Here is a 23,821-nt window from a genome sequence, read left to right on the forward strand (position 1 = left end):
TCTCCGAATGCTGATCGACAGCCACGTAAACCTGCACGCGCACCAGTTCGACGAAGACCGTGACGAGGTGATCGCCCGCGCTCGCGCGGCGGGCATCGGCCTGATGGTCAACATCAGCGACAAGGTTTCTGGCTTCGCCGCCGTCCGGGCGCTCGCGGAGCATCCTGATATCTGGTGCACGGTCGGGACCCATCCGCACGAGGCCAAGGAAAACCCCGATCTCTCGGCGGCCGAGCTGGTGGCGATCGCCGCCGACCCGCGCGTGGTCGGCATCGGCGAGACCGGGCTCGATTTTCACTATGACCTCAGCCCGCGCGACATCCAGGCCAAGGTGTTCCGCCAACACGCCATCGCCGCGCGCCAGACCGGCCTGCCGCTGGTCGTGCACACGCGCGAGGCTGACGATCTGATGGGCGATATCCTCGAAGAGGAGTACGCCGCCGGCCCGTTCAAGATGCTGATGCACTGCTATACCTCGGGGCCCGAGCTCGCGGCGCGGGCTGCCGCACTGGGCGCCTGGTTCTCGGTGTCGGGGATCGCGACGTTCAAGGGCGCTGAGGACGTGCGGGCGCTCGTCCGCGAAATGCCGGCGGACCGGATCATCGTCGAGACCGACTGCCCCTACCTCGCGCCCGTTCCGCATCGGGGACGACGCAACGAACCGGCCTATCTGCCCGACGTGCTGGCCAAGCTGGCCGAAATCCGCGGCTGGTCGAAGCACGAGGCCGAGCAGCGGACCGAGGACGCGTTCTTCGCACTCTTCGATCGGATCCCGCGACCATGAGCGGGCGGCTGGAGTTCACGATCCTCGGCTGCGGGTCCTCAGGCGGCGTGCCTCGGGCCGACGGCGACTGGGGCGCGTGCGACCCGGCCGATCCCAGGAACCGTCGCCGCCGCTGCTCGCTGCTGGCGCGCCGGCTGGGGCAGGGGCCGGAAAACGACACCACCCTGATCGTCGACACCTCGCCCGATCTCGTCTGGCAGACCTCGCAGGCCGGCGCCAAACGGCTCGATGCAGTGCTGCTGACGCACGACCATGCCGATCAGACGCATGGCATCGACGACATCCGCGCCTTCTTCATCCGCCAGCGGGCGCGCATCCCTTGCTACATGGACCTGGCCACCGCCGAGACCATGCAGCGCCGTTTCGGCTACGTGTTCCAGGGCGAGAACGGATATCCCGCCATCGGCGACATCACGCCGATCCCGCCTCATAGCCAGTCCTGGCAGGTCGATGGGCCTTCGGGTTCCATCCCCGTGATGACCTTCGATCAGGATCATGGCGGTGTGAGGTCTGTCGGATATCGCTTTGGGAATGTTGCGTATTCTAGCGATGTAGTCGGGTTGGACGATGCGGCCTTCGAGGCGCTGGCCGACCTGGACGTCTGGATCCTGGACGCGCTGCGCTGGCGGCCTCACCCGACCCACGCGCATGTCGATCTGGCGCTGGGATGGATTGCGCGCGTGAAGCCGCGCCGCGCCATCCTGACCAACATGCATATCGATCTGGACTACGCCGAGCTCGCCGCCCGACTGCCTGACGGCGTCGAGCCGGCCTATGACGGCATGCGCTTCGAACATGAACTGAGTGGCGATTTTTCATGATGTCTCCGCCGCTTAAGCTTGGCTTCTTGGCCTCGAAGAACGGCACCAGCATGCGCGCCATCATCCAGGCCGCAGGCTCGGGCGCCTTGGCCGCGGATCCGCGGCTCGTCGTCAGCAACAACCGCAAGGCCACCGCCCTAGAGTTCGCCGCCGGCCATGGGGTGCCGACCTTGGTCATTCCGACCCAGGCCGATCCGGATGCTGCGGACCGCACCCTGTGCGAGGCGCTGGAGGGTGCTGGCGTCGAGTTGGTGATCCTCTCGGGCTACCTGCGCCGGCTCGGGCCTCAGACCCTGGAGCGCTACCGCAACCGGGTTCTCAACATCCACCCGGGCCTGCTGCCGGAGTTCGGGGGCGAGGGAATGTACGGGCGCCGTGTCCACGAGGCCGTCCTCGCGGCGGGCGTCACCGAGAGCGGCGCCACCATCCACGCGGTCGACGAGATCTATGACCATGGCCCGGTCATCGAGCGCCGCACCGTTCCGGTCCTGGCCGGCGACACGGCCGAGCAGTTGGAGGCCCGCGTCGGGGCCATGGAGCCGGGATTCTTCATCGAGACCCTGGCCCGCATAGCGACCGGCGAACTCAAACTCCCAGACTGAAGCGCATCCTAGGTGCTAGGATTGGGTACGGGCTGAGGCCTGAGCGTCTTGACGATCTTGACGCGGCTGAAGTCGTCGGCCACGCGTCGTTCGAAGCCGAAGGCCTTGGCCGTGGCGAGCATGGGCGCGTTTTCCCGCGCGACATCTCCCCAGACTTCAGCCAGCCCCTTGGCGGCCGCATAATTGAGGATCTCGCCAAGCAGTAGGCGGCCCAAGCCTTGATGCTGCTGGTCGGTGCGGACCATGAGCGCGAACTCGGCGGTCGCGCCATGCGGGTCCCCAGCCAGGCGCGAGACGCCGAGGATCTTCTCGCCGTCGTCGACGACCAAGGCCATTTCCCGATCGTAGTCGATCTGCGAGAGCCGCTCGGGCCAGCCCGGCGGCAGCGTCCGGAAGCCTGAGCGGAACCGCAGGCGCACGTCTTCGGCGCTGCTGGCTTCGACCATGGCGGCGATCGCCGGTCCGTCCTGTGGCCGGATCGCACGCAACGTGACCTTCTGGCCGCCCACTTCGATCTGGCGCTCAAGATCGCCGGGGTAGGGGAGAATCGCCACCCGCGGCAGCGCCTCGGAGAGCTCGCGTAGCCGGATACGCGCCGCCAGCACCAGCGCTCCGTCGCCGTCGGCCAGGAGGGGATTGATGTCGAGTTCGGCGATGTCCGGCTCGCCGACAGCGATCTGCGAGACCCTGACGATGACGTCGGCGATCGCATTGACGTCGGCCGGAGTGTGGTCGCGGAAGCCCTGCAACAGCCGTGAGACCCGCGTGCGGCCGATCATGTCCCTGGCCAGGACGTCATCGAGCGGCGGCAGGCCGATCACGTGGTCGGCGGTCACCTCGACGCTGAGGCCCCCTGCGCCGAACATTACGATGGGACCAAACAGCGGATCTTGGGCCACGCCGACCAGCAGTTCGCGCGCTTCCGGGCGGTGGATCAGCGGCTCGACCATCAACCCTTCGATCCGCGCCTGCGGCCTGGCCTTGGCGATCCGCGCGACCATGGCCTGGGCCTCCGCGCAGGTCTCCGCCGCGCCTTCGAGGCCGAGCACCACGCCGCCCAGTTCGGATTTGTGGCTCACATCGGGCGACAGGATCTTCAGCGCGATGGGCCCGCCGATCTCGTCGGCCACGCGCCCCGCATCCTCTGGTGTCGTCGCGGTTCGGCCCTCAAGGGCTGGGACACCGTAGGCGGTCAGGACAGCCCTGGCTTCTGGATCGGTAAGGATGAGCCGGCCGTCGGCCCTGGCCTTGGCGATCACCGCCTTGGCGGACGCGCTGTCCGGCGCGGCGACCGCGCCAGGAGTGCGGATCAGCGCCTCCTGGTTCTTGCGGTGATCGACGAGGTGCATGAAGGCGCGCACGGCCTCGTCAGGAGTCTCATGCGCGGGCACGCCGGCCGCCGCCAGTCGTCGTCGCCCCTCGGCGACCGCAGTCTGCCCCATCCAGGCGCTGAGCACCGGGCGATGATAGCGCTTGGCCTTCAGCACCTCGACGACCGCATCCGCGGCCGCCGTACTGTCCTCGACCGCCGTCGGACAGTTCATCACCAGCACCGCGTCAGCGTTGCGATCTTCCAGCAGCACTTCCAGCGCCCGGCCATAGACCGGGGCGTGGGTGTCGCCCAGGATGTCGACAGGGTTGGCGCCCGACCAGTACTTCGGCGCGGTTGCGGCCAGCTTCTCCAGGGTCTCCGGCGACAGTTCGGCCAGCCGGCCGTCCCGGGCCTCCAGCGCATCGACCGCCATCACCCCGGCGCCGCCGCCGTTGGTGAGGATCGCCAGCCGGTCTCCATAGACGCGCAGCCCGGCGCCGATGGTCGAGACGGCATCGAACAGTTCGCGCAGGCCGCCCACGCGCAACATTCCCGCCCGCCGGAATGCGGCTTCGTACACCAGGTCCGCCCCGGCCAGCGCGCCGGTGTGGGAGAACGCCGCCTTCATCCCGCCGGCGCTGCGGCCGGCCTTGACCACCACGACCGGCTTGGCGCGCGAGGCGATCCGGCCGGCGGTCATGAACTTGCGCGCGTCGGTGATGCTCTCGACGTAGAGCAGGATGCCGTGGGTGTCGTAGTCCAGCGCTAGGTAGTCCAGCAGGTCGCCGAAATCGATGTCGGCGGCGTCGCCGATCGTCAGCACGTGCGAGAACCCTACGCCGCGCGCATGCGCCCAGTCGATTGCCGCCGCCGCGACTGCGCCCGACTGCGAGACCAGCGCCAGGCCCCCGGGCGCCGGTGACAGGTGCGCGAAGCTGGCGTTGATCCCCTGACGAGGAGACATGAAGCCAAGGCAGTTCGGACCGAGGATCCGCATGAGGGTCGGCTTGGCGGCGTCCAGCATCGCCTGGCGGAGGTCGGCATCGACCCCGGCGCTGATCACGATGGCGGCGCGGCAGCCGGCCTGCGCCAACTCGGCCACCAGGCCCGGCACCGAGGGCGCGGGCGTTGCGATCACCGCCAGGTCTGGCGTGAGCGGCAATTCGGCTACGCTGCGATAGGCGATGGACGAACGGATCGCTTTCGCGCTTAGCGACACCGGCAGGACGGGACCCGAGAACCCGCTTTCAAGCAGGTTGCGTGACAGCACCTGGCCGACAGATCCTGGTGCGTTGCTCGCGCCGATGACGGCGATGGCGTTCGGATGGAAGAGCGCGTCGAGGTTGCGGGTTGTCATGCCGGGCCTCAGCCTGCGCTACCGGCCAGGGGAATCTGACCGCTTGCGCCAGCACACCGCGTGGCGTCATCCGGATCAAGTGAGCTTGCGCACGAACCTGTTCGCCGATGTCCCGGCTATCGGCTGACGCGTGTGTTCTCGCCGTTGCCGATAACCCGTACGCGGTCGCCGACCCGGAAGTCGTTCGGGCCGCCGGGCTGGACGATGGCGATCGTCCGGCCTGAATCCAACTGGACGGTCAGCTCCAGGCCAGCCGTGCTTTGCGAACCCTGCAGCGCGCTGCCCAGCGCCCCGCCAGCCACGGCTCCGGCGACGCCGCCGGCGACGTTAGCCGCCGTCCCGCCGCCCAACTGACTGCCGGCGATGCCGCCGAGTACGGCGCCGGTTCCCATGCCCAAACGGGTCTCGCCAGGCCGGATGTTCACCGGTCGAATGTTCTGGAGCGTCCCGACCTCGACTGTTTGCGGCCGCATGGTTTCCGTGCGGCTGTAGGTGTCGGGCGAGGGTTGCGGCGTGCAGGCGCTGAGCAGCGCCGCGGACGTGGCGATCGGGATGCAAAGAAAGTGAAATCTGGTCATGTTCGGCGCGTCTCCACGACGGCTGCGGCCGGCCTGTTGCTTGTGACGGGTTATCCCCATCCCATTCGACTGCAGGTGGACGCATGGGGCTATCGGGTTGAATCCCGAACCGCCCTGGGGCCACGCCCCCTCCCGGCAACATTCTGCATCGGCGCGTTGTTCTCCGTTCCAGGAGGAAGAGCCCATGGCCCTATCGAGCTCTGTTCGGCCGAGGCTTGGCTGGCGGCTATCGGCTTGCAGTCTCGTCGCGGCGCTGGCCGCCGGAGAGGCCCAGGCCCAGCCGAGACCTCCCCGCGACGAACTGCAGGCGTTTCCGCAGGCAGGCCCCGGCCAGGTCCGCCGGATCATCCGCCTGCCTGCCGAGCGTGACGAGAACGCGTTGCGGGTCGGCCTCGTCGTGGGCCGCACCATGTGGGTCGACTGCAATCGACAGATGTTCTCGGCCCGGATCGAAGAGCGCACGGCGGAAGGCTGGGGCTACACCTACTACGTGGTCACCAGCGCCGGTCCGCCCGCCAGCACCATGATGGCCTGCCCGACGAACGCCCGCAGCCAACAGTTCGTCCGTAGCGCCGATGAGCCGCTCCTGCGCTACAACAGCCGTCTGCCTCTGGTGGTCTTCGCCCCGAACGATGTCGAGATTCGCTACCGGAGCTGGCGCGCCGGCCCTGAGGTGACCGCGCGATGACCCAAGCTGGAACCGCCCGACGCAGGTTCAATTGGCGGCTCCTGCTGCTCACCCGCCTGGTGATCATCGTGGCCGCCGTTGTGGCGACGCTTGTGACGGTCATGGTCTGGCGCGCGCCCTTCAGCCCCCCGCAGATCTATGCCGTCGCCGACATCGTGCTGTCCTGCGTGGCGGTCTCAAGGCTGCGACAGGCCGGATGGCTCTTCGTCGGCGTCCACCTCATCCTCAGCGTTCTGTGGTGCGAGATGGTCTGGCTGCTGCCGTCAGGATGGTTCGCGTAACGTCCGGAAGACGGGGCAGGGGTCCTTACTCAGGTAGCAGCCCGATTGCGGCGTGGACCTCCTCGACCCAGCATGCCCGCCTCAGGGAAGGAGAGGCCGGCCATGCGAGGTCGATTGCGGCCCGATGACAGCGCGGCCATCGGCTTGACTGGTACGGCCGCCGCGGTGGCGCTGCTTTACGTCTTCAGGTCGATCCTCTGGCCGTTTGCATTCGCCTTGGTGTTGGCCATCCTCATCCAGGCTTTCATCCGCGCGGTCATGGCGCTTTTCCCGTGGGTGAACCGTCAGGTCGTGCTCGTGGGTTCCAGCATGGCCATGATCGGACTGCTGTTTGCGGCCGGCGTCGTCATGATGCCCGGGCTGACCGAACTCGGCGGCGAGGTTCCGCTGCTGCAACAACGCCTCGACAAGCTGCTGGCCGAAAGCAGCGCGCGGTTCGGGCTGGAGGACCCGCTCACGGTCTCAGCCCTGATCGGCGGCATCGATCTTCGCGTGGTGGCGTCCTGGGGCCTGCGCAGCGTGCGAACCATGACATCTGGGTTCGTTCTGACCGGCCTCTTCCTGATCTTCCTGCTGTTCACGTGGGAGATGATCGAGCGACGAATCCTCCTGGCCGCAGGCCGGCGAGGCCGATGGCCGACGCAGGTGCTGGACCGCTCGTTTCGCGGCGTGGAATCCTACCTCTGGATCCAGACCATCACCGGCGTGATGAACGGCGGCGTCTCTGCCGCGATCATGTTGGCCGTCGGATTGGAGCACTGGCTGTTCTGGTCGGTTGCGCTCTTCTGGCTGTCCTACATCCCGTTCCTAGGCGTGGCGGTCGGCAGCATCGGACCTGCGCTATTCGCGCTGATCCAGTTCCCGACAGCGACGCCGAGCATCGTGATCTTTCTCGGCATCCAGGCCGTCGCCTTCATTGTCGGCAACCTGATCACTCCGAAGATGCAGGCGACCACGCAGAACATCGACCCCTGCGCCGGGCTCATTGCTGTCGGGGCCTGGAGCATCGTCTGGGGGTTGCCTGGGGCCTTCCTGGCGATCCCGCTGACGCTCGCGATGATGTACCAGTTCGCTGCCTCAAAACGCCTGCGCTGGCTGGCCATTCTGATGTCGAACGACGGCGATCCGTTCCCGAAAGCCAGCGAAAACGGCCTCGGGCGGGACCTGACCTGACGCGCCTCTTGCGAGCTTGGCCGACCTAAAGCCTCCGTTCGACCGAAATTCAGGTTAACGCCCGATAGGCACGCGGCGCGCCGACATCGACCCTGCGAGCGAGGCGAAATTGGCGGCGCCCCCGCCATCGCTATCGGAGCGCCAGGGAGCGCCGGCCCGCCATGCAATCACAGAAGCTGTCGTTGCCGACGCTGACCGCGATGGTGGTCGGCTCGATGGTCGGAGCGGGCATCTTCTCGCTTCCGCGGACCTTCGGCGCGGCGTCCGGGCCGGTGGGCGTCCTGATCACCTGGATCATCGCCGGCAGCGGCATGTATATGCTGGCCCGCGTCTTTCAGGCCCTGGCCGAGCGCAAGCCCGACCTGGACGCTGGCGTGTTCGCCTATGCCAAGGCCGGCTTCGGAGACTATCCGGGCTTTTTGTCGGCATTCGGCTACTGGATCGGCAGCTGCATCGGCAATGTCTCCTACTGGGTCCTGATCAAGGCCACGCTAGGAGCGTTCTTCCCAGTGTTCGGCGACGGCAACACGGTCACGGCGATCGTGGTCGCGTCCGTCGGCATCTGGCTGTTCCACTTCCTGATCCTGCGCGGCGTGAAGAACGCGGCCTTCGTGAACAGCATCGTCACGGTCGCCAAGATCGTCCCGATCCTGGTCTTCATCGTCGTCCTGGTCTTCTCGATCAAGGCGGGCATGTTCCGCGAGAACTTCTGGGGCGGGGTCGGCATGCCGCAAACCAGCCTCTTTGAGCAGGTGCGCGCGACCATGCTCGTCACGGTCTTCGTCTTCCTGGGGATCGAAGGCGCGAGCGTCTACTCCCGCTATGCGAAGAAGCGCTCGGATGTCGGGACGGCGACGATCATCGGCTTCGTCGGCGTGACCGCCCTCATGGTGCTGGTCACGATGCTGCCCTACGCGGTGCTGGCCCGCGCCGAGATCGCCGACATGCGGCAGCCATCGATGGCCGCGCTGCTCGAGACGGTCGTCGGACCCTGGGGCGCGGTGTTCGTCAGCGTCGGCTTGGTGGTCTCCGTGCTCGGCGCCTACCTGGCCTGGTCGCTGATCGCGGCCGAGGTGCTGTTCGTCGCCGCCAAGAACCAGGACATGCCGAAGGTCTTCGCGACCGAGAACAGGAACGAGGTGCCGGCCGCAGCGCTGTGGATGACCAACGCGGTCGTGCAGCTGTTCGTCATCAGCACCTATTGGTCCAGCGACGCCTTCGCGCTGATGCTCAGCCTGACCAGCGCGATGTCATTGATCCCATACATGTTTGTGGCCGCGTATGGCCTTAAGCTGGCGCGGGGACGCGCAACCTACGAGCTCCGCCCCCAGGAGCGGAACCGTGACCTGATCTTCGCCGGGATCGCCACGCTCTATACGATCTTCATGATCCTCGCCGGCGGACTGAAGTTCCTGCTGCTGTCGGCCGTGCTCTACGCCCCCGGCACGCTGCTCTACATTTGGGCCCGACGCGAACAGGGGCGCCGTGTCTTCAGCGGCTTCGACTGGGCGCTGCTGGCCATCGCCATCGCGGGCGCCGTCTACGGCGTCTACGCCCTCATCGCGGGGCAGATCACCCTCTGAAATCTGGAGACACGTCATGGCAGGTGAGTACGGCGTCCATTCCGAAGTCGGCCAACTGCGCAAGGTCATGGTCTGCGCGCCCGGCAGGGCCCATCAGCGGCTGACTCCCAGCAACTGCGACGACTTGTTGTTCGATGACGTGCTGTGGGTCGAGAACGCCAAGCGCGATCACTTCGACTTCACCCAGAAGATGCGAGACCGCGGCGTCGAGGTGCTGGAGATGCACAACCTCCTTACCGCCGTTGTGGCCATTCCCGAGGGACGCAAGTGGATCCTGGACAACCAGGTGATCGCCAACCAGGTCGGCGCTGAACTGCTCAACGAGGTCCGAAGCTATCTTGACGGCCTACCGGACAGGGAGTTGGCCGAGGTGTTGATCGGCGGGCTTTCGACCGAGGAGTTCCCGGAAGATATCGGCGGATCGATACTGCAGCTGATCCGCGACGCCGCCGGAGTGGCCGAGTACCTGCTGCCGCCGCTGCCCAACACGCTCTACACTCGCGACACCACCTGCTGGATCTACGGCGGGGTCACGCTCAATCCGCTCTACTGGCCGGCTCGCCACGAGGAGACGATCCTCACCACGGCGATCTACAAGTTCCACCCCGACTTCGCCGGAAAGGTGAAGGTCTGGTGGGGCGATCCCACCGCCGATTGGGGCCTGGCGACGCTGGAAGGCGGCGACGTCATGCCCATCGGCAAGGGCAATGTGCTGATCGGCATGAGCGAACGCAGCTCGCGCCAGGCGATCGGCCAGCTGGCCGTTAAGCTGTTCGAAGCTGGGGCGGCGACGCGAGTGATCGTTGCGGCCATGCCCAAGCTGCGCGCCGCCATGCACCTGGACACCGTGTTCACCTTTGCGGACCGCGACTGCGTGCTGCTCTATCCGGATATCGTCAACAACATCCACGCCTACTCCTACCGGCCAGGCGGCAAGCCGGGCGAACTGGACTTGCGGCGCGACAGCGGCTCCATGGTCGAGACCATCGGCGAGGCCTTGGGCGTCAAGCAGATGCGCGTCGTCGAGACCGGCGGCACGGCCTACATGCGCGAGCGCACCCAGTGGGACAGCGGCGCCAACCTGGTCTGTGCGTCGCCAGGCGTGGTCTACGCCTATGACCGGAACACCTACACCAACACCTTGCTGCGCAAGGCCGGCATCGAGGTCATCACCATCGCCGGCGGCGAGCTCGGCCGCGGCCGTGGGGGAGGGCACTGCATGACCTGCCCGCTCCAGCGCGACGCTGTGGAGTTCTAGGACGCCATGCGCCTAGCGACGCCCATCCTCGGCGGCGTCGCCGCGGCGGCCGTCATGGCCGCCGGGGGCGGCGTCTGCGCGCAGGAGGCGGACCCGAGCGCCCGGTACGATATCGACGACGCGCTGCATCGCCGCCCCCACGACGTCTCGGAACTCCCGTCGGTCGAGGAATCCCGCGGCCGTGCGGTGACCTTCGATGTCTCCCTGGGCGGCGTCTATTCGACCAACGCGGGCGCGACACGTTTTGAGCGCATCGAGACCGGCTATGTGACCCCGGCGCTGGGGATGAACGTCACCCCTCTGCCGTTGTTGGGCTGGGACGTCGGGGGCGGCGCGATGATCGACGCCGACTATTACACAAGCACCTATGACGATGATCTGGGGGAGGGGCGCCTTGAGGGCTTCGTCTTCGCCGAACGCCCCATAGGGCCTGGAACGTTCACGGCCGAGTTCATCTATATCGGGACCTACGCGAACGACTTCTCCGACCACGATTTCGACCTGAAGATCGTCGATCTGACCTACGGCGCCAGTCGTGGCGGCCTCGATGCCGAGGTGTCGGCCGAGTACCAGGACTCCGACGTACCCGAGCTTCGGCGGACACGCCTCACGGCGATGCTCGGCCATACCCTGGCCGAGCCTCAGTTCGGTCACGAGGTCACGATCGAGGGGGACGTCGCCTTTTCCGACTTCGCCAGCGGTGCGAACTCCAATCGCAACGACGTCACGGCGGCGCTCGTGCTGATCGCCGAACGCGACCTGGGCCGCGGGCTCTCGCTGAAGTGGGAAGCCGCCTTCGTGAACCGCTTTTCCAATCGCGAGAGGTCGCGCTTCACCGCGCTGGATCTGGGGGTCGAGATTGCCAAGGCCTTCTAACCCAACAGGTCCGACATGACCCCTGACACGACCTCAGACCAGAAGCTGTCGCTGAAGGCGCTCATCGCCTTGGTGATCGGCTCGATGATCGGCGCCGGCATCTTCGCCCTGCCATCGACCTTCGCGCGCACAACCGGAGGCCTCGGCGCGATCGTCGCCTGGGCGATCTCAGGCGCCGGGATGCTGATGCTGGCGTTCGTTTTCCAGGCCCTGGCGCAGCGACGGCCGGATCTGGACGCAGGGATCTTCGCCTATGCCAAGGCCGGGTTTGGCCGCTACCTCGGCTTCATATCGGCGATTGGCTATTGGATGGGCGCGTGCTTCGCCGACACGGCCTGCCTGATCCTCATCAAGTCGACCCTCGGGGTCTACTTCCCGGTGTTCGGCGACGGCACGACCGTGGTCGCCATTTTCAGCGCCTCGTTGCTGGTCTGGGCGGTGCACTTCCTGGTGCTGCGCGGGGTCAAGAGCGCGGCGACGCTGAACACCATCGCCACCTACGCGAAGATGATCCCGATCGGGCTGTTCCTGCTCGTGATCGTCACCGGCTTCCGCGCCGACATCTTTGCACTCAACTTCTGGGGCGGCGAGATCCCAGGCCTCGGAACCTTGGCCGGCCAGGTCCGCGCCACCCTCATGCTGACCGTGTTCGTGTTCGTCGGGCTCGAGGGCGCCAGCGTCTATTCGCGCTACGCCAAGCGCCGCGAGGACGTGGGCATCGCCACCGTACTCGGCTTCCTTGGCGTGCTTTGCCTGCTGGTGCTGGTGACGATGCTCTCGTTCGGGGTCCTCCTGCGGCCTGACCTGGCCGCGTTGGCCGAGCCCTCGATGGCCGGGATCATGAACTACCTGATCGGTCCGTGGGGCGGGCTGTTGGTCAGCATCGGTCTCCTGATCTCGGTGCTCGGCAACTACCTCTCCTGGTGCCTGCTGTCGGCCGAGGTGATGCACGTCGCGGCGCAAGACGGGACCTTGCCGTCATATCTGGGCAGGTCGAACCGCGCGGGCGCTCCGGCGGCCGCCCTTTGGTTCAGCAACGCCGTCATCCAGCTCTTCCTGATCATCTCCTGGTTCGCCGAAGAGGCCTTCATCATGGCCTTGAAGATGACCAGCGCCATGGTGCTGATCCCATACCTGCTGGTCGCCGGATACGGGCTCCTGCTGGCCTGGACGGGGCAGACCTACGAAGCAGGGGAGAAGTCTCGCCGGAGCGACCTGATCCGCAGCCTGGTCGCGACGCTCTACATCGCCCTGATCATCATCGTCGGCGGCAGCAAGTATGTCGTGCTCTCCACGCTGCTCTACCTGCCGGCCACGATCCTGTTCTTTCACGCCATGCGCGAGCAGAAGATTCAAGTTTTCAGCAGGATAGAGCTGCTTCTTTTCGGCCTGGTGATCGTCGGAGCCGTTGCCGGCGGCTTCGGTCTGGCGACCGGCGCGATCACGCTCTGAACGTCAGCCGCGCCTGGCCGCCTCGATCGCCGCGACGTCAATCTTGCCCATGGTCATCATGGCGTCGAAAGCGCGCTTGGCCTCCGCCCCGCCGGCCGCCATCGCTTCGGTCAGGACCCGCGGCGTGATCTGCCACGAGATGCCCCAGCGGTCCTTGCACCAGCCGCAGGCGCTTTCCTGGCCGCCATTGCCGACGATGGCGTTCCAGTAGCGGTCGGTCTCTTCCTGGTCGTCGGTCGCGATCTGGAACGAGAACGCCTCGTCGGGCTTGAAAGCTGGGCCTCCGTTCAGGCCCAGACAACGAACGCCCGCCACGGTGAACTCGACTGTCAACACGTCGCCCTCCTGCCCTGAAGGGTAGTCGCCCGGCGCGCGGCGGACAGCGCTCACGACGCTGTCGGGAAACGTCTCGGCGTAGAAGCGGGCGGCGGCTTCCGCATCCTTGTCGAACCACAGACAGATCGTGTTCTTTTCCATTGCGCGTTCCTTTGCTGTGAGAGTTTGCCACCAAACAACGCCTTTTTCCGACAATGGATCTGTTCGACCCCTTAGCGGCGTTTCGCAGCGGCTGGCGCCAGGCCCCAGACCAGCGTCATCATTCCGATCGCGAACATGCACGCGAGCGCGAACTGGAATAGCCGCGTGAGCCAGATGCCGGAATTGTCCGGTCCTGCCGCCAGCGCGGAACTGAGGATGATCAGGCTCGAATTGCTGGTGATCACGGCGACCGCCCCTCCAGGTCCGCCTTTCTCGATCCGGGCCGCGAACATGATCGCCACCAGGAAGGTCAGCAAGGCCAGCACGACCAGCGAAGGGGCGATGACGACCAGCAGATAGACCGTCACCCCTGACAGTCCGCCCACGAGATTCGCCAGCATCATCGCCATGCCCTGCATCGCACCCTGGCGGACGTCGAATGTGAGGACCAGCAGCGCCGTGGTGACGAGCACGGGCAGGGCATCGGCCAGACCGAACATCAGATAGATCAGCATGAGAGGCATCACGACGCAGGTTCCCGCCAACGCGGTCATCGCAGGCGAGGCGAAAGCTCCAGCGTCAGGCGGCGTGCGCGTCGTGATGCGCGGCCATACTGCAAAGGTCAGCCAGAGGGTGAGCACGGCGAGGGTCATCGACCGCACCATCGCCACCGGCAGCAAGCCGGCCTGGGCTGGGGCCACCATGACCGCTACGGGAATCGTCGATACAGAGATCAGCAGCAGCAGGGCCGGCAATTTGGCCCGCTGCTGCGCGCTCGCGAGCAGGGCGAAAAAGACGAGCAACCCCAGGACGCCGACCATCACGATCGGCGTGCCGCGCAGCAGCGAGGGGAGGGCGAAAGCGACGCCCGCAGCGGCCGCCATCACGACGATCAGTATCAGGCCCATCCTGAACGGCGGCGCGGCGGGCAGGGCGGTTATCAGCGCGGTGAAGAGCACGGGCGCCAGAAAGCTCGGCCGCCATCCCATCAGCTCGGAAAGCGTAAAGGTCAGCGTGACGCCGACCGCCAGGCGAAGCATCGTGTCGCGCCTGGCGAGTGCGGCCAGATCGCCCGGTTTGGTGAAGAGCGCTGTCGACGTCGTGATCATCGCAGGTAGCTGAACCAGGAGACGAGGCGCATCCAGAGCCGTCCCAAGGGATTTAGGATCGAGCGCTCGCTGGTCAGCACCATCACATTGGCCTGGGCGCCGCTTCGGCCGAAGGCGAGCGCTTCGCCGTCATCGGCTGGAATCATCCGGATACGAACCGGAAAGCGCTGCGGCTCCCGCAACCACCCCGCCGCAGGTTGGACATCCGGCAGTTGTCCGGTCGGCGCTTCGTCGCCCTGAGTGACCCCCCAGCCGATGCTCTCCACGCGCCCTTCGAAGACCCGCCCAGGGCTATGGTCGAGCACGATCAGCGCTCGGTCGCCGGGCGTTACATGGCCCAACTGGTTCTCGCGCATGGCCGCCGATATCCACCGCGGACCGCCGCGCATGAAGCTGAGCACCGGTTGGCCCCGATTGAGGAACTGGCCGGGCGCCAGCCGCAGATTGGTCACCACGCCGTCCGCCGGGGCGACCACGTCGGTGTTGCCAAGGTCAAGCTGCGCCTGCTCCACCGCCGCCAGGGCCTGCTGCACCGCCGGGTTCGCTTGGCCCGCCTCGCCCAACTGGCGGCGGGCGCGTTCGACCTCGGCCGCGCCGCGACTGACGTCGGCCGCCGATTTGGCGATATCGGCGCGCGCCCGGATGGCGTTCGTCTGCGCGAGCGCGCCTTGGTCCACCAGGTCGGTGACGATCTTGCCAAGTTGCCGGCTGGCGGCGAGATCGACACGCTGCCGGCGAAGCTGGGCCTGCGCCACGTCGACCTCGACGGAAGAAACCCTGTTGGCCTGCATCGCCGAGGCAAGGCTGGCTTCGGCCGAGCGCAAGGCGATCTCGAAGGGGCGCCGATCGATCCGGAACAGCAGCTGCCCCCGTTTCACTGGGCGATCGTCGGACACCGCCACGGACTGGACCTGGCCGGTCACCTGAGGCGCGATCTGGACCAGGAAGGTGTCGACGTTCGCCTGCGAGGTGTAGGGCGTGATGCGGTCGGCGATCACGTTGTAGACATAGATCGCCAGCAGCAGGCCCAGCGCAATCAGGACGATCCTGCGCAACGGGTTGGCAGGGGGCGCTTCGGCGGCGTCAGGCGCGTCAGACGACGCTGTCATGGCCTTCGCTCCGGATTTCGCCCAGGCGCCGCGCTTGCGACCGCCACTGCATCAGGCTCCTCGACCCAGTCGCCGCCGAGCGCGCTGTACAGATCGACCAATGCGCGGAAGCGATCTCCGCGGGCGGCCGCTAGCGTCAGCTGCGCCGAAAACAGGCTTCGCTCGATGTCGAGGACGTCGAGGGAGTCGGAGTAGCCGTTGTCGTACCGCGCTCGCGCGAGCGTAAGGCCGCGTTCCAGCGTCGCCACCCTGCGCTCCAGCGACGCCACGATTTCGCCCGAGGTCTCCAGGGCGATGAGCGCGTCATCCACGTCCCGGAATGCATGCTGGATCGTGCGTTCATAGACCGCGAGCGCCTGAGCACGCCGCGCCTGGGCCTGATCTGTGGCTGCGGCCAAGCCGCCGCCGGTATAGATCGGGCCTGTAACATCGCCTGCGAACGACCAGGTGCGGGCCGTGCCGACGAACAGATCGCCCAGTTCAGCGCTGGCGAAGCCCGCGACCCCGGTGAGCGAGATGCGAGGAAAATACCGAGCACGCGTCGCGCCGATCAGCGCATGGCTCGCGATCAGCTGTTGCTCGGCTTGCAGGATATCGGGCCTGCGGGCGAGCAGCTCCGCAGGCAGGCCCTCGGGCACCGTCGGGGTCGAGAGCTTGTAAAGAGTCCGCCCGCGTTCGATCTGCCCGGGATTGCGCCCCAGCAGGACTGAAAGGGCGTCCTCCTGCTGCGCGACCAGCCGGCGCAGCTCCGGCGCCGCGGCGACGGCGGACTCATAGTCGGCCAGGATTTGCGCCATCTCGAATTCGGAGATGAAGCCGCCATTGAGGCGCGCGCGATAAATGGCCACCGATTGCTTGCGGCTGGCGATGGTGGCCTCAGCGATAGCCAGTTGGCTGTCGAGATCGAGCAGAGTGACGTATCCGCGGATGACGCTGGCGATCAGGGTCAGCTCGACCCCGCGCCGCGCCTGCTCGCTGGCCAGCAGATTGGCGCGCGCCGCCTCCGTCTCGCGTTCAATCCGGCCCCAGAGATCGATCTCCCAACTCGCCTGCAGAGCGGCGCCGAAGATCGAGCGCGCCTGTCCGCCATCCGAAGGGAAGACGCCGCCTTGCTGCGTGGTCCGCTCGCGCGCCGCGCTCGCCCCGTAGCCGACCTGAGGGAGCCCCTGCGAGCGCGTCCCCATAAGCACCGCATTGGCTTCCTCCACCCGCGCCACGGCGATGCGAAGGTCATGACTGCCCGACAGGGCTTCGGGGATCATCCGATTGAGGTCGTCATCGCCAAAGCCTTGCCACCACGCCGCTTCCGGCAGAGCGGGCGAGGGGGCCGCTGCAGGAGCAAATCGATAGGCCGTCGGCGTCGATATCTCCGGCTTCTCATAGTCGGCTCCCTGCGTGCAGGCCGAGCAGATACCGACACAGGCCGCCGCCAGCGCGCCGTTGCGCGTCATCGTCCAATGCTGCGTGAGATTGGTCACCCCGCTCGTTCCCGCGCCTTCAGGCTTCCCTCGAGCGACAGGCTACAGCGTGGGGCGCTGGCGCTCCTATCAGGGTGAACCCTGTGAATACGCGGGGGTGACTGCGGATGCGCGCATGTCCGCACTGTCGTTCGATGGCGCGCCGCTAAAGGGAAATCAGAGCCGGCGGCGCCGGCGACGCCAGTTCGCCAACTGTCATGCTCTGGGGAAAAGACCCGATGTGCGTGAGCGCCGGGTTCGCATAGTAGCGTTATTCAAGAGCGACGCCGGCCAGACCGGTGATCGCAATGGATCCGTCGACCGAGTTCAGGAGGGGATGCCTATGGCGGACAAGATCCATGGCTTTCTCCCAGCGACGGCGGAAATGCCGACCGACCGTCAGCGACTATTCCTGCGATACTTCCTGGGCGTCCTGATCGACGTCGTGATCCTGAACCTGTTCGACGAGTACTCGGACGGTGTGTTCGTCGAATCCTTCACGCTGTCACTGCTGGCCGCAGTACTCATGCAGGCCCTGCTGAAAGCCACGATCGCGCTGGAACACTACGTGGCCGAGTACTTCAATGCGCGGCGTGGGCCGATCATGAAGTTCATGCGTTTTTTCGGCGCCTGGCTCGTGTTGTTCGCCTCGAAATTCGTGATCCTCGAAGCGCTTTCCTTCGTGTTCGGCGACAGGGTCCGCTTCGAAGGCATCATGCACGGCCTAGTGCCGTTGATTGTCGTGGTCGTCGTCATGGTCGTCACCGAAGAGGCGATCGCGCGCTTCTACCGCTGGCTCCGCTGAGGGAGAGCGGGTCAGGTTGGGCTGGCGGGTGTAGCGCGTCGGCGTTCCATACGTTCTTCGCCTAAGGAATATTATCAGAAATTATATCCTGGTCCGAACCGCGACAGCCTATGGCAAGGCCTCGGCCCAGCGGCTCAGAATGGCGGTGAAGCGTTCTGGGTCCGTCGCATGCATGCTGTGGGCGGCGTCCGGCGCCTGGACGAGTTCGAACGGTTGTCCCGCAGCCGTCACCAGCTCTTGAACCTTTGAAACCTGAAAGTCCGAGATCGCGCCGATCAACGCACCAGAGACCGGGTCGATCGCCCGCATGTGATGGGTGAACAGCATCGGCGTGCGGACCTGGGCCAACATGCGGTCGTGCGCGCAGTTCGCGGTCATCGAGCCCTGCAGGAACGCCCGGCCCCATTCTGGATCGTATTCCTTGAGGTTCTGCTGCGGCTCGACCGCCTGGCTGAGCCACCTGTTGGCCGGATGGGCATCCTTGGCGCGCGCCGCCTGCAAACCTTTCCAGTCGCCGATCGACCACTGGTCTCCGATGTGACGGCTCATGAGCTCGAAGATCGGTCCGGCCGACTGCCGAATGGAATGCCCGTAGCGCGGGTTGGTCTCGGAGGCGAAGAACGGCGCATCCTCGCAATGAACGCCGCGGACCTGGCCCGGCATCGCATAGGCCGATAGCCAGGCCGCCAAGACCCCGCCAGATGAATTGCCGCTGACCACGACGGGCCGCCCGATCGCCAGCGCGATGAAGCGAGCGAGGTCATTGCCCAACGTGTTGAGCGAGTAGCGTCCGGGCGTTCGTGTGCTGCGCCCCTGCCCGCGCAGATCGACGGCGAACACCTGGAAGCGCGGCGCCAGCAGCTCGATCGCCCGCTCGAAACCCCACCACGACTCGGTCTGGCCCGGGATCAGCAGCAGCGCCGGGTTCTGGTCGGCGCCGACGACGACATGGTTCAGCCGAACCTCGCCAAGGTCGATCGCTTGCTCGTCGTACGCATGGGGCACGAACACGTCGTCCAGATTATCCATCACCGTCGCCTCACTTTCCTTGCAGAGCCGCCAGCCGTGGAAACACACGCACGGCGTTTTCCCGCGCAATGGCGCGCAGGTCAGCTTCTCCGAGCCCAGAGGCCGCGAGTTGCTGGATGTTGCGCGCCACCCCGATCTCAGGCGTGAACGGCCAGTCGCTGCCGAACAGGATCTGCCCGATCGGCGCGATCGCCCGCAGTCCGCCAAGCGCGGTGGGATGGCCGCTGAGCGCCACGTCGTAATAGAGCGTCTCCAGCGTCTCGAAGACCTCCGCCTCGCTAAGCGGTCGCGGATTGATGAACGGCAGGTTGGCGAAGGCTGCGATCCGCGCGGCCAGGGCCGGCAGGGCCGCTCCGCCGTGCGGCACGATCACTTTCAGGTCGGGGTTGTCCTGCAGCCGCCGGGAATAGATCAGGTCGACGACGCTGCGCGTGGTGTCGAGCGGGAACTCCAGCAGCGGCGCCGGCCGGCCCAGCCCCAACTGCTCGAAGCATGCCGGACTGGTCGGGTGCAGGAAGACCGTTGCGGCGCGCCTGTTGAGTTCGGCGAAGATCGGCGCGAACTGGGGCGCGCCCAGATATGCGCCGTCGCTATGGGTCTCCAGGATCACGCCGTCGACGCCCAGCCGATCGAAGGCGAACGCGATCTCGGCGAGCGCCGCCTCGACGTCCGGCATCGGCAGACTGGCGAAGTACCCAAATCGGCCCGGATGCGTCCGCACCAGCACCGCTCCGGCCTCGTTAACCTGTCGGCACAGCGCTCCACGCTCCGACTGCGGCAGGAAGTGAGTCGAGGGCGAGGACAGCGACACCATCGCCGTGGCGATCTCCTGGCGATCCATCACCTCCAGCGCTGCGGCCGCGCTCCAGGCCGGGATCGGCATGCCGCCGTCCACGGTCGCCAAGCCGGCCTTGGCCAGCGCCTCGCAATAGAAGTCCGGGAGGAAATGCGCATGCACGTCGATGCGCCCGCAGCCACAGGCGAGAGCGCTCATTTCGTTTCCAACCCTACGTTATTTGACCGTATCGTCATTTAACGGGCAATCCGATCCCCACATCAAGTGCAATTTTGCGCTTGCTTGGCCCCAGGCTCGCGCTCATGATTGACTAAATGGTCAGTTATGAAGATGCGCGATGAGCACGATCAAGATTGAAGATATCGGCTTCGTCCGGTTTCGGGCGCCGGACCTTGTCCAGATGCGCAGCTTCCTTGAGGACTTCGGTCTGATCGTCGCCCAGGACGGCGAGCGCCTGTTCGCCCGCGGCGTTGGAACCAGTCCGTTCCTGCATGTCACGGAGCTGGGCGACGCCGGGTTCGCCGGTCTTGGCCTGCGCGCCGCCTCGCTGACCGACCTTGAGACCCTGGCCAGGGCCGAGGGCGTGGCGGTCGAGCCGCTCGCCGCCCCTGGCGGCGGCTACGTCGTCGTCCTGACCGACCCTGACGGCCGCCGCGTCGAGGTGGTCGCCGGCCAGGCGACGGCCGAGTCCGCCACCCTCCCCGCTCGCGAACCGTGGAACACTTCGGGCCAACGCGAACGTCTGCGCCAGACCAAGCGCGTGGCCGGCGGCCCGGCGCATGTCGTGAGGCTGGGCCACTGCGTGCTCAACGTCGCCGACTTCCGCGCCTCCGAGCGCTGGTACAAGGACCGCTTCGGCTTCATCACCTCAGACGAAATCGCCCTGACGCCGGAGTTCTCGCTTGGCGCGTTCATGCGCTGCGATCGCGGCGCGACCCCGACCGATCATCACACCCTGTTCCTGGTCCAATCGCCATCCGGGCCCGGCTTCAATCACGCCGCCTTCGAGGTCGCGGATTTCGACGACCTGATGGCCGGTCACCAGCAACTGAAGGACGCCGGCCGGCACGCCGAGTGGGGCGTCGGGCGCCACATCCTTGGCAGCCAGGTGTTCGACTATTGGCGCGATCCTTGGGGTCACACTCTGGAGCACTGGACGGACGGCGACCTGTTCACCGCCGACGACGGCTCAAACGTCGCCAGCATCACCGACCTGATGGGCGTGCAGTGGGGCCCTTCGGCCCCGCCGACCATGGCCTGAATCCCTATCCGGAGATCCGCTTTATGAAGCTCGCCACCTTCCAGGCCGGCGCCGCGCCGGAACTCGGCGCCGTCGTCGGCGACGTCATCGTGCCGCTGAACCGCGCCGCCCCCGGCCTTCCCGCCGAGATGATCGGCCTGATCGCCGCCTGGCCGCAGATCGAAACGCAAGTCCGCGGCATCGTCACGGCCGCCGAAGGCGCCCTGCCGCTCGATCAGGTTCGGCTGCTCGCCCCAATCCGTCGCCCCGGCAAGATCATGGCTATCGGCCTGAACTACGCCGACCATATCGCCGAGAGCAATCTCGGCACGCCCGAGCACCAGGTCTGGTTCTCCAAGGCTCCCACCGCCGCCAACGGGCCCTACGACCCCATCGATGTGCCCAAGGTCTCCCAGGCTTTGGACTACGAGGCCGAGATGGTGGCCGTGATCGGGGCCGGCGGCCGCCACGTGTCCAAGGCCGACGCCGCCGGCGCCATCTTCGGCTACTGCGTGGGCAACGACGCCACCGAGCGCGCCTGGCAGCACCGCACTCCGCAATGGGTGATCGGCAAGTCGTTCGACACCCACGCGCCGTTCGGTCCCTGGATCACCACGGCCGACGAAGTCCCCGATCCGCACGCGCTGGGCATCCGCTGCCTGGTCAACGGCGAAACCCGGCAGGACTCCAACACCCGCCACCTGGTCTTCAATGTCTGGGACCAGATCGAGCACCTCTCGCAGGCCATGACCCTGGAAGCGGGCGACCTGATCTTCACCGGCACCCCGGGCGGGATCGGCGCGGCCATGAAGCCGATGCAGTTTCTCAAGAGCGGCGACATCGTGCGGGTCGAGATCGACGGCCTGGGCGCTATCGAAAACCCCTGCGCCCCGGAGCCCGACCGTGCGTGACGGCGACTATGACTGCGACGTGCTGATCGTCGGGCTTGGCCCGGTCGGGGCGATGTTGGGCGTGCTGCTGGCGCGCGCCGGCGTCTCGAACATCGCCATCGACAAGGACACCGCCGTCTATCCCCTGCCCCGCGCCGCGCATTTCGACCACGAGATCATGCGCATCTTTCAGCAGGTCGGGATCGCCGACGAGGTCGGCCGTCATGCACGCCCTGCGCCGGCTTACGAGTTCCGCGCCGCCGACGGCCAGCTGCTGGTTCGCATGGACCTGCCGCAACTCGCCCCCTGCGGCTGGGCGGCCGGCTACATGTTCCACCAGCCGGCGGTCGAGAACGCGCTGCGCGCCAAGCTCGATGAAAGCCCGCTGGCGCAGGTGCGGCTGGCCCACCGCTTCGCCGGTCTCGACCAGGACGCCGACGGCGTCACCGCGCACATCGAGGGGGCGGACGGCGCTTCCAGCATCCACGCCCGCTACCTCGTCGGATGCGACGGCGCCTCGAGCTTGGTCCGCGAGGCGCTCGGGATCGGGCTGGACGACTACCGCTTCGACGAGCCCTGGCTGGTCATCGACGCGGTGGCCGAAGGCGCCCGGCTGCCCGAGGTGAATCTCCAGGTCTGCGATCCGGCCCGTCCGACCACCTGCGTCCTCATGGGGCCTGGGCGCCATCGTTGGGAGTTCATGCTGCTGCCGGGCGAGACGCCTGAGCAGATGCTTGACGACGACGTCATCGCGGCCCTGCTGGCGCCATGGGACTGCGGCCCCGTCACGATCGAGCGCAAGGCCGTCTACCGGTTCCACGGCCTGGTGGCGAAGGCCTGGCGCAGCGGCCGCGTGCTGCTGGCCGGCGACTCCGCTCACCAGATGCCGCCCTTCGCCGGCCAGGGCATGTGCTCGGGCCTGCGCGACGCCGCCAATCTCGCCTGGAAACTGAAGGCGGTGCTGGCCGGCGACGCCGACGACGCCTTGCTCGACACCTATCAGGCCGAGCGCGAGCCGCACGTGCGCACCTATATCGAGCTGGCCATCGGCATGGGCCGGGTGGTTTGCACCCTCGATCCGCAGATCGCCGCCCAGCGCGACGCCGGGATGCTGGCCCAGCGCGCGGCCGGCGCGCCGCCCCTGCCCCCGGCCACGCCCGCGCCCCTGGCTGGCGGCGGGGTGATGGCCGGCGCCGTCGGCGCTGGGGCCCTTTTCCCGCAGCCGGTCAGCGGCCCGCTCGAACAGCGCCTGCGCCTGGACGAGGTGCTCGGCGATGGGCCCTGGCTGATCGCTCGCACCGCCGCGCCTGACGGCGCGCTCCCCGCTTTCGACCTGACCGAGCCACGCCTGGCTCCATTCCGGGCCGACCTCGCCCGTTGGCTTGACGCCCATGGCGCCGAAGCGGTCCTTGTCCGCCCGGACCGCTACGTGTTCGGCGCTGGCGAACCCCAGGCCTTGACCGCCGCCTATCGTCAGGCCCTGCGCCGCACTGAGAGGACCACATGACCCTTCGCCTGCATCACTCGCCGATGGCCTGCTCGCTGGCCAGCCGCTTCGCCCTGGCCGAAACCGGCCTGCCGCACGAGGTGGTCGTGGTGCGCACCGCCCGCGGCGAGAACAAGACCGCCGCCTACCTGCAGATCAATCCGCGGGGCAAGGTGCCGGCGCTGCAGACCGACGGAGGCGTGCTCACCGAGTCGACCGCGATCTTGCCCTACATCGCCGACCTGGCCGCGGACTCCGGCCTGCTGGCGCCGGCCGGCAGTTTCGCCCGCGCTCAGGCCCAGTCCTGGCTGTCGTTCCTCTCCAGCACCGTCCACGCCGCCTACACCGGCGCCCTGCGCGCCGAGGCCTTCGAAGGCTGTGATCCCGAGGCCGTGCGCAAGGTGCACTTGGCGCGTCTGCAAACGGCGCTGCAGGAACTCGACGCTCACCTGGAGGACCGGGAATTCCTGCTCGAGGCCTTCAGCATCTGCGACCTCTATCTGTTGGTCTTCCTGCTCTGGCGCGGCGCCCCGGCCGTCGCCGGACGCCTATCGCCCTTGCCTAACCTGGACCGCTTCCAGCAGCGTATGCTTGCCCGCCCTGCCCTGGCCGCGACCTTGGGCGAAGACATGAAGCTGATGGCGGAGGCCTGAACACC

The 23,821-nt window shown here is 67.1% G+C and carries 23 protein-coding genes; 15 read left to right on the plus strand and 8 right to left on the minus strand.

The window, feature by feature from the left end; all coding sequences use genetic code 11:
* Positions 1 to 7: 7 nt before the first annotated feature.
* From ASC79_RS02535 to ASC79_RS02545, 3 genes are read left to right on the plus strand one after another with little or no spacing between them, the layout of a single operon-like run.
* The gene (locus ASC79_RS02535) at positions 8 to 784 is read left to right on the plus strand and encodes a TatD family hydrolase (protein WP_056019207.1); all 777 of its coding nucleotides are present in this window, start codon (positions 8 to 10) and stop codon (positions 782 to 784) included.
* Positions 781 to 1,605 carry an MBL fold metallo-hydrolase gene (locus tag ASC79_RS02540; RefSeq protein ID WP_056019210.1) on the plus strand — a complete coding sequence of 275 codons (825 nt, stop codon included), beginning with the start codon at positions 781 to 783 and terminating at the stop codon, positions 1,603 to 1,605. The genes ASC79_RS02535 and ASC79_RS02540 overlap by 4 nt, the downstream gene beginning before the upstream one ends.
* Positions 1,602 to 2,207 carry a phosphoribosylglycinamide formyltransferase gene (locus tag ASC79_RS02545; protein WP_056019213.1) on the plus strand — a complete coding sequence of 202 codons (606 nt, stop codon included), beginning with the start codon at positions 1,602 to 1,604 and terminating at the stop codon, positions 2,205 to 2,207. Before ASC79_RS02540 ends, ASC79_RS02545 begins: the two co-directional genes overlap by 4 nt.
* Positions 2,208 to 2,215: 8 nt before the next feature.
* On the opposite strand, the gene ASC79_RS02550 is transcribed toward ASC79_RS02545, so the two are convergent.
* Together ASC79_RS02550 and ASC79_RS02555 are read right to left on the minus strand one after the other, a co-directional pair.
* The gene (locus ASC79_RS02550) at positions 2,216 to 4,876 is read right to left on the minus strand and encodes a bifunctional acetate--CoA ligase family protein/GNAT family N-acetyltransferase (protein WP_056019215.1); all 2,661 of its coding nucleotides are present in this window, start codon (positions 4,874 to 4,876) and stop codon (positions 2,216 to 2,218) included.
* Between the two features lie 116 nt (positions 4,877 to 4,992).
* Complete coding sequence (locus ASC79_RS02555) at positions 4,993 to 5,454, minus strand: hypothetical protein (RefSeq protein ID WP_056019218.1); 462 nt, start codon at positions 5,452 to 5,454, stop codon at positions 4,993 to 4,995.
* Positions 5,455 to 5,638: 184 nt separating this feature from the next.
* Here ASC79_RS02555 and eco point away from each other — a divergent pair, with 184 nt between their 5' ends.
* The 7 genes from eco to ASC79_RS02590 all read left to right on the plus strand — a co-directional run bounded on the left by eco (position 5,639) and on the right by ASC79_RS02590 (position 12,765).
* A complete protein-coding gene (gene eco, locus ASC79_RS02560; RefSeq protein ID WP_056019221.1) occupies positions 5,639 to 6,142 on the plus strand; it encodes a serine protease inhibitor ecotin in 504 nt (167 codons plus the stop codon).
* The gene (locus ASC79_RS02565; RefSeq protein WP_056019223.1) at positions 6,139 to 6,423 is read left to right on the plus strand and encodes a hypothetical protein; all 285 of its coding nucleotides are present in this window, start codon (positions 6,139 to 6,141) and stop codon (positions 6,421 to 6,423) included. Before eco ends, ASC79_RS02565 begins: the two co-directional genes overlap by 4 nt.
* A gap of 114 nt (positions 6,424 to 6,537) precedes the next feature.
* Positions 6,538 to 7,596 carry an AI-2E family transporter gene (locus ASC79_RS02570; protein WP_235528721.1) on the plus strand — a complete coding sequence of 353 codons (1,059 nt, stop codon included), beginning with the start codon at positions 6,538 to 6,540 and terminating at the stop codon, positions 7,594 to 7,596.
* Between the two features lie 161 nt (positions 7,597 to 7,757).
* On the plus strand, positions 7,758 to 9,179 hold the full coding sequence (locus ASC79_RS02575; protein ID WP_056019229.1) for a basic amino acid/polyamine antiporter: 1,422 nt from the start codon (positions 7,758 to 7,760) through the stop codon (positions 9,177 to 9,179).
* Between the two features lie 16 nt (positions 9,180 to 9,195).
* Positions 9,196 to 10,437, plus strand: coding sequence for an arginine deiminase (locus tag ASC79_RS02580; protein ID WP_056019231.1), 1,242 nt, complete (start codon positions 9,196 to 9,198; stop codon positions 10,435 to 10,437).
* Positions 10,438 to 10,443: 6 nt separating this feature from the next.
* Positions 10,444 to 11,313, plus strand: a complete 870-nt coding sequence (locus ASC79_RS02585) for a hypothetical protein (RefSeq protein WP_056019235.1) — start codon at positions 10,444 to 10,446, stop codon at positions 11,311 to 11,313.
* A gap of 15 nt (positions 11,314 to 11,328) precedes the next feature.
* Positions 11,329 to 12,765 carry a basic amino acid/polyamine antiporter gene (locus ASC79_RS02590; protein WP_056019238.1) on the plus strand — a complete coding sequence of 479 codons (1,437 nt, stop codon included), beginning with the start codon at positions 11,329 to 11,331 and terminating at the stop codon, positions 12,763 to 12,765.
* Between the two features lie 3 nt (positions 12,766 to 12,768).
* Here the strand turns inward: ASC79_RS02590 and ASC79_RS02595 are convergent, their stop codons facing one another.
* From ASC79_RS02595 to ASC79_RS02610, 4 genes are all read right to left on the minus strand, one after another.
* On the minus strand, positions 12,769 to 13,242 hold the full coding sequence (locus ASC79_RS02595) for a VOC family protein (protein ID WP_056019241.1): 474 nt from the start codon (positions 13,240 to 13,242) through the stop codon (positions 12,769 to 12,771).
* Positions 13,243 to 13,313: 71 nt separating this feature from the next.
* On the minus strand, positions 13,314 to 14,351 hold the full coding sequence (locus ASC79_RS02600) for a DUF2955 domain-containing protein (RefSeq protein ID WP_056019244.1): 1,038 nt from the start codon (positions 14,349 to 14,351) through the stop codon (positions 13,314 to 13,316).
* Positions 14,348 to 15,460, minus strand: coding sequence for an HlyD family secretion protein (locus ASC79_RS02605; protein WP_056019247.1), 1,113 nt, complete (start codon positions 15,458 to 15,460; stop codon positions 14,348 to 14,350). Before ASC79_RS02605 ends, ASC79_RS02600 begins: the two co-directional genes overlap by 4 nt.
* Complete coding sequence (locus ASC79_RS02610; RefSeq protein WP_082531902.1) at positions 15,457 to 16,938, minus strand: efflux transporter outer membrane subunit; 1,482 nt, start codon at positions 16,936 to 16,938, stop codon at positions 15,457 to 15,459. The genes ASC79_RS02605 and ASC79_RS02610 overlap by 4 nt, the downstream gene beginning before the upstream one ends.
* A gap of 115 nt (positions 16,939 to 17,053) precedes the next feature.
* Here ASC79_RS02610 and ASC79_RS02615 point away from each other — a divergent pair, with 115 nt between their 5' ends.
* Positions 17,054 to 17,722: a hypothetical protein gene (locus ASC79_RS02615; protein ID WP_200937066.1), complete on the plus strand. Its 669-nt coding sequence runs from the start codon at positions 17,054 to 17,056 to the stop codon at positions 17,720 to 17,722.
* A 108-nt stretch (positions 17,723 to 17,830) separates the two neighbouring features.
* Here ASC79_RS02615 and ASC79_RS02620 read toward each other — a convergent pair whose 3' ends face one another.
* Both ASC79_RS02620 and ASC79_RS02625 read right to left on the minus strand, forming a co-directional pair.
* Positions 17,831 to 18,751, minus strand: a complete 921-nt coding sequence (locus ASC79_RS02620) for an alpha/beta fold hydrolase (protein ID WP_056019252.1) — start codon at positions 18,749 to 18,751, stop codon at positions 17,831 to 17,833.
* Positions 18,752 to 18,761: 10 nt separating this feature from the next.
* Positions 18,762 to 19,745: an amidohydrolase family protein gene (locus ASC79_RS02625; protein WP_056019255.1), complete on the minus strand. Its 984-nt coding sequence runs from the start codon at positions 19,743 to 19,745 to the stop codon at positions 18,762 to 18,764.
* A 139-nt stretch (positions 19,746 to 19,884) separates the two neighbouring features.
* Here ASC79_RS02625 and ASC79_RS02630 point away from each other — a divergent pair, with 139 nt between their 5' ends.
* The 4 genes from ASC79_RS02630 to ASC79_RS02645 are packed head-to-tail and all read left to right on the plus strand — an operon-like array spanning position 19,885 to position 23,816.
* Positions 19,885 to 20,808 (plus strand): VOC family protein, encoded by a 924-nt coding sequence (locus ASC79_RS02630; RefSeq protein WP_056019261.1) that lies wholly within the window; start codon positions 19,885 to 19,887, stop codon positions 20,806 to 20,808.
* Between the two features lie 23 nt (positions 20,809 to 20,831).
* A complete protein-coding gene (locus tag ASC79_RS02635) occupies positions 20,832 to 21,698 on the plus strand; it encodes a fumarylacetoacetate hydrolase family protein (protein WP_056020930.1) in 867 nt (288 codons plus the stop codon).
* Positions 21,691 to 23,184 carry a bifunctional 3-(3-hydroxy-phenyl)propionate/3-hydroxycinnamic acid hydroxylase gene (locus ASC79_RS02640; RefSeq protein WP_056019263.1) on the plus strand — a complete coding sequence of 498 codons (1,494 nt, stop codon included), beginning with the start codon at positions 21,691 to 21,693 and terminating at the stop codon, positions 23,182 to 23,184. The genes ASC79_RS02635 and ASC79_RS02640 overlap by 8 nt, the downstream gene beginning before the upstream one ends.
* The gene (locus tag ASC79_RS02645) at positions 23,181 to 23,816 is read left to right on the plus strand and encodes a glutathione S-transferase family protein (protein WP_056019266.1); all 636 of its coding nucleotides are present in this window, start codon (positions 23,181 to 23,183) and stop codon (positions 23,814 to 23,816) included. The genes ASC79_RS02640 and ASC79_RS02645 overlap by 4 nt, the downstream gene beginning before the upstream one ends.
* Positions 23,817 to 23,821 lie beyond the last annotated feature (5 nt).

This window comes from Phenylobacterium sp. Root1290 (genome assembly GCF_001425305.1).
Taxonomy (GTDB): Bacteria; Pseudomonadota; Alphaproteobacteria; order Caulobacterales; family Caulobacteraceae; genus Phenylobacterium.

Bases quoted from the DNA above. Each gene is read 5' to 3' on its own strand.
- ASC79_RS02535 (WP_056019207.1), top strand. From the start codon at position 8: ATGCTGATCGACAGCCACGTAAACCTGCACGCGCACCAGTTCGACGAA.
- ASC79_RS02540 (WP_056019210.1), top strand. From the start codon at position 781: ATGAGCGGGCGGCTGGAGTTCACGATCCTCGGCTGCGGGTCCTCAGGC.
- ASC79_RS02545 (WP_056019213.1), top strand. From the start codon at position 1,602: ATGATGTCTCCGCCGCTTAAGCTTGGCTTCTTGGCCTCGAAGAACGGC.
- ASC79_RS02550 (WP_056019215.1), bottom strand. From the start codon at position 4,876: ATGACAACCCGCAACCTCGACGCGCTCTTCCATCCGAACGCCATCGCC.
- ASC79_RS02555 (WP_056019218.1), bottom strand. From the start codon at position 5,454: ATGACCAGATTTCACTTTCTTTGCATCCCGATCGCCACGTCCGCGGCG.
- eco (WP_056019221.1), top strand. From the start codon at position 5,639: ATGGCCCTATCGAGCTCTGTTCGGCCGAGGCTTGGCTGGCGGCTATCG.
- ASC79_RS02565 (WP_056019223.1), top strand. From the start codon at position 6,139: ATGACCCAAGCTGGAACCGCCCGACGCAGGTTCAATTGGCGGCTCCTG.
- ASC79_RS02575 (WP_056019229.1), top strand. From the start codon at position 7,758: ATGCAATCACAGAAGCTGTCGTTGCCGACGCTGACCGCGATGGTGGTC.
- ASC79_RS02580 (WP_056019231.1), top strand. From the start codon at position 9,196: ATGGCAGGTGAGTACGGCGTCCATTCCGAAGTCGGCCAACTGCGCAAG.
- ASC79_RS02585 (WP_056019235.1), top strand. From the start codon at position 10,444: ATGCGCCTAGCGACGCCCATCCTCGGCGGCGTCGCCGCGGCGGCCGTC.
- ASC79_RS02590 (WP_056019238.1), top strand. From the start codon at position 11,329: ATGACCCCTGACACGACCTCAGACCAGAAGCTGTCGCTGAAGGCGCTC.
- ASC79_RS02595 (WP_056019241.1), bottom strand. From the start codon at position 13,242: ATGGAAAAGAACACGATCTGTCTGTGGTTCGACAAGGATGCGGAAGCC.
- ASC79_RS02600 (WP_056019244.1), bottom strand. From the start codon at position 14,351: ATGATCACGACGTCGACAGCGCTCTTCACCAAACCGGGCGATCTGGCC.
- ASC79_RS02605 (WP_056019247.1), bottom strand. From the start codon at position 15,460: ATGACAGCGTCGTCTGACGCGCCTGACGCCGCCGAAGCGCCCCCTGCC.
- ASC79_RS02615 (WP_200937066.1), top strand. From the start codon at position 17,054: ATGTCCGCACTGTCGTTCGATGGCGCGCCGCTAAAGGGAAATCAGAGC.
- ASC79_RS02620 (WP_056019252.1), bottom strand. From the start codon at position 18,751: ATGGATAATCTGGACGACGTGTTCGTGCCCCATGCGTACGACGAGCAA.
- ASC79_RS02625 (WP_056019255.1), bottom strand. From the start codon at position 19,745: ATGAGCGCTCTCGCCTGTGGCTGCGGGCGCATCGACGTGCATGCGCAT.
- ASC79_RS02630 (WP_056019261.1), top strand. From the start codon at position 19,885: ATGAGCACGATCAAGATTGAAGATATCGGCTTCGTCCGGTTTCGGGCG.
- ASC79_RS02635 (WP_056020930.1), top strand. From the start codon at position 20,832: ATGAAGCTCGCCACCTTCCAGGCCGGCGCCGCGCCGGAACTCGGCGCC.
- ASC79_RS02645 (WP_056019266.1), top strand. From the start codon at position 23,181: ATGACCCTTCGCCTGCATCACTCGCCGATGGCCTGCTCGCTGGCCAGC.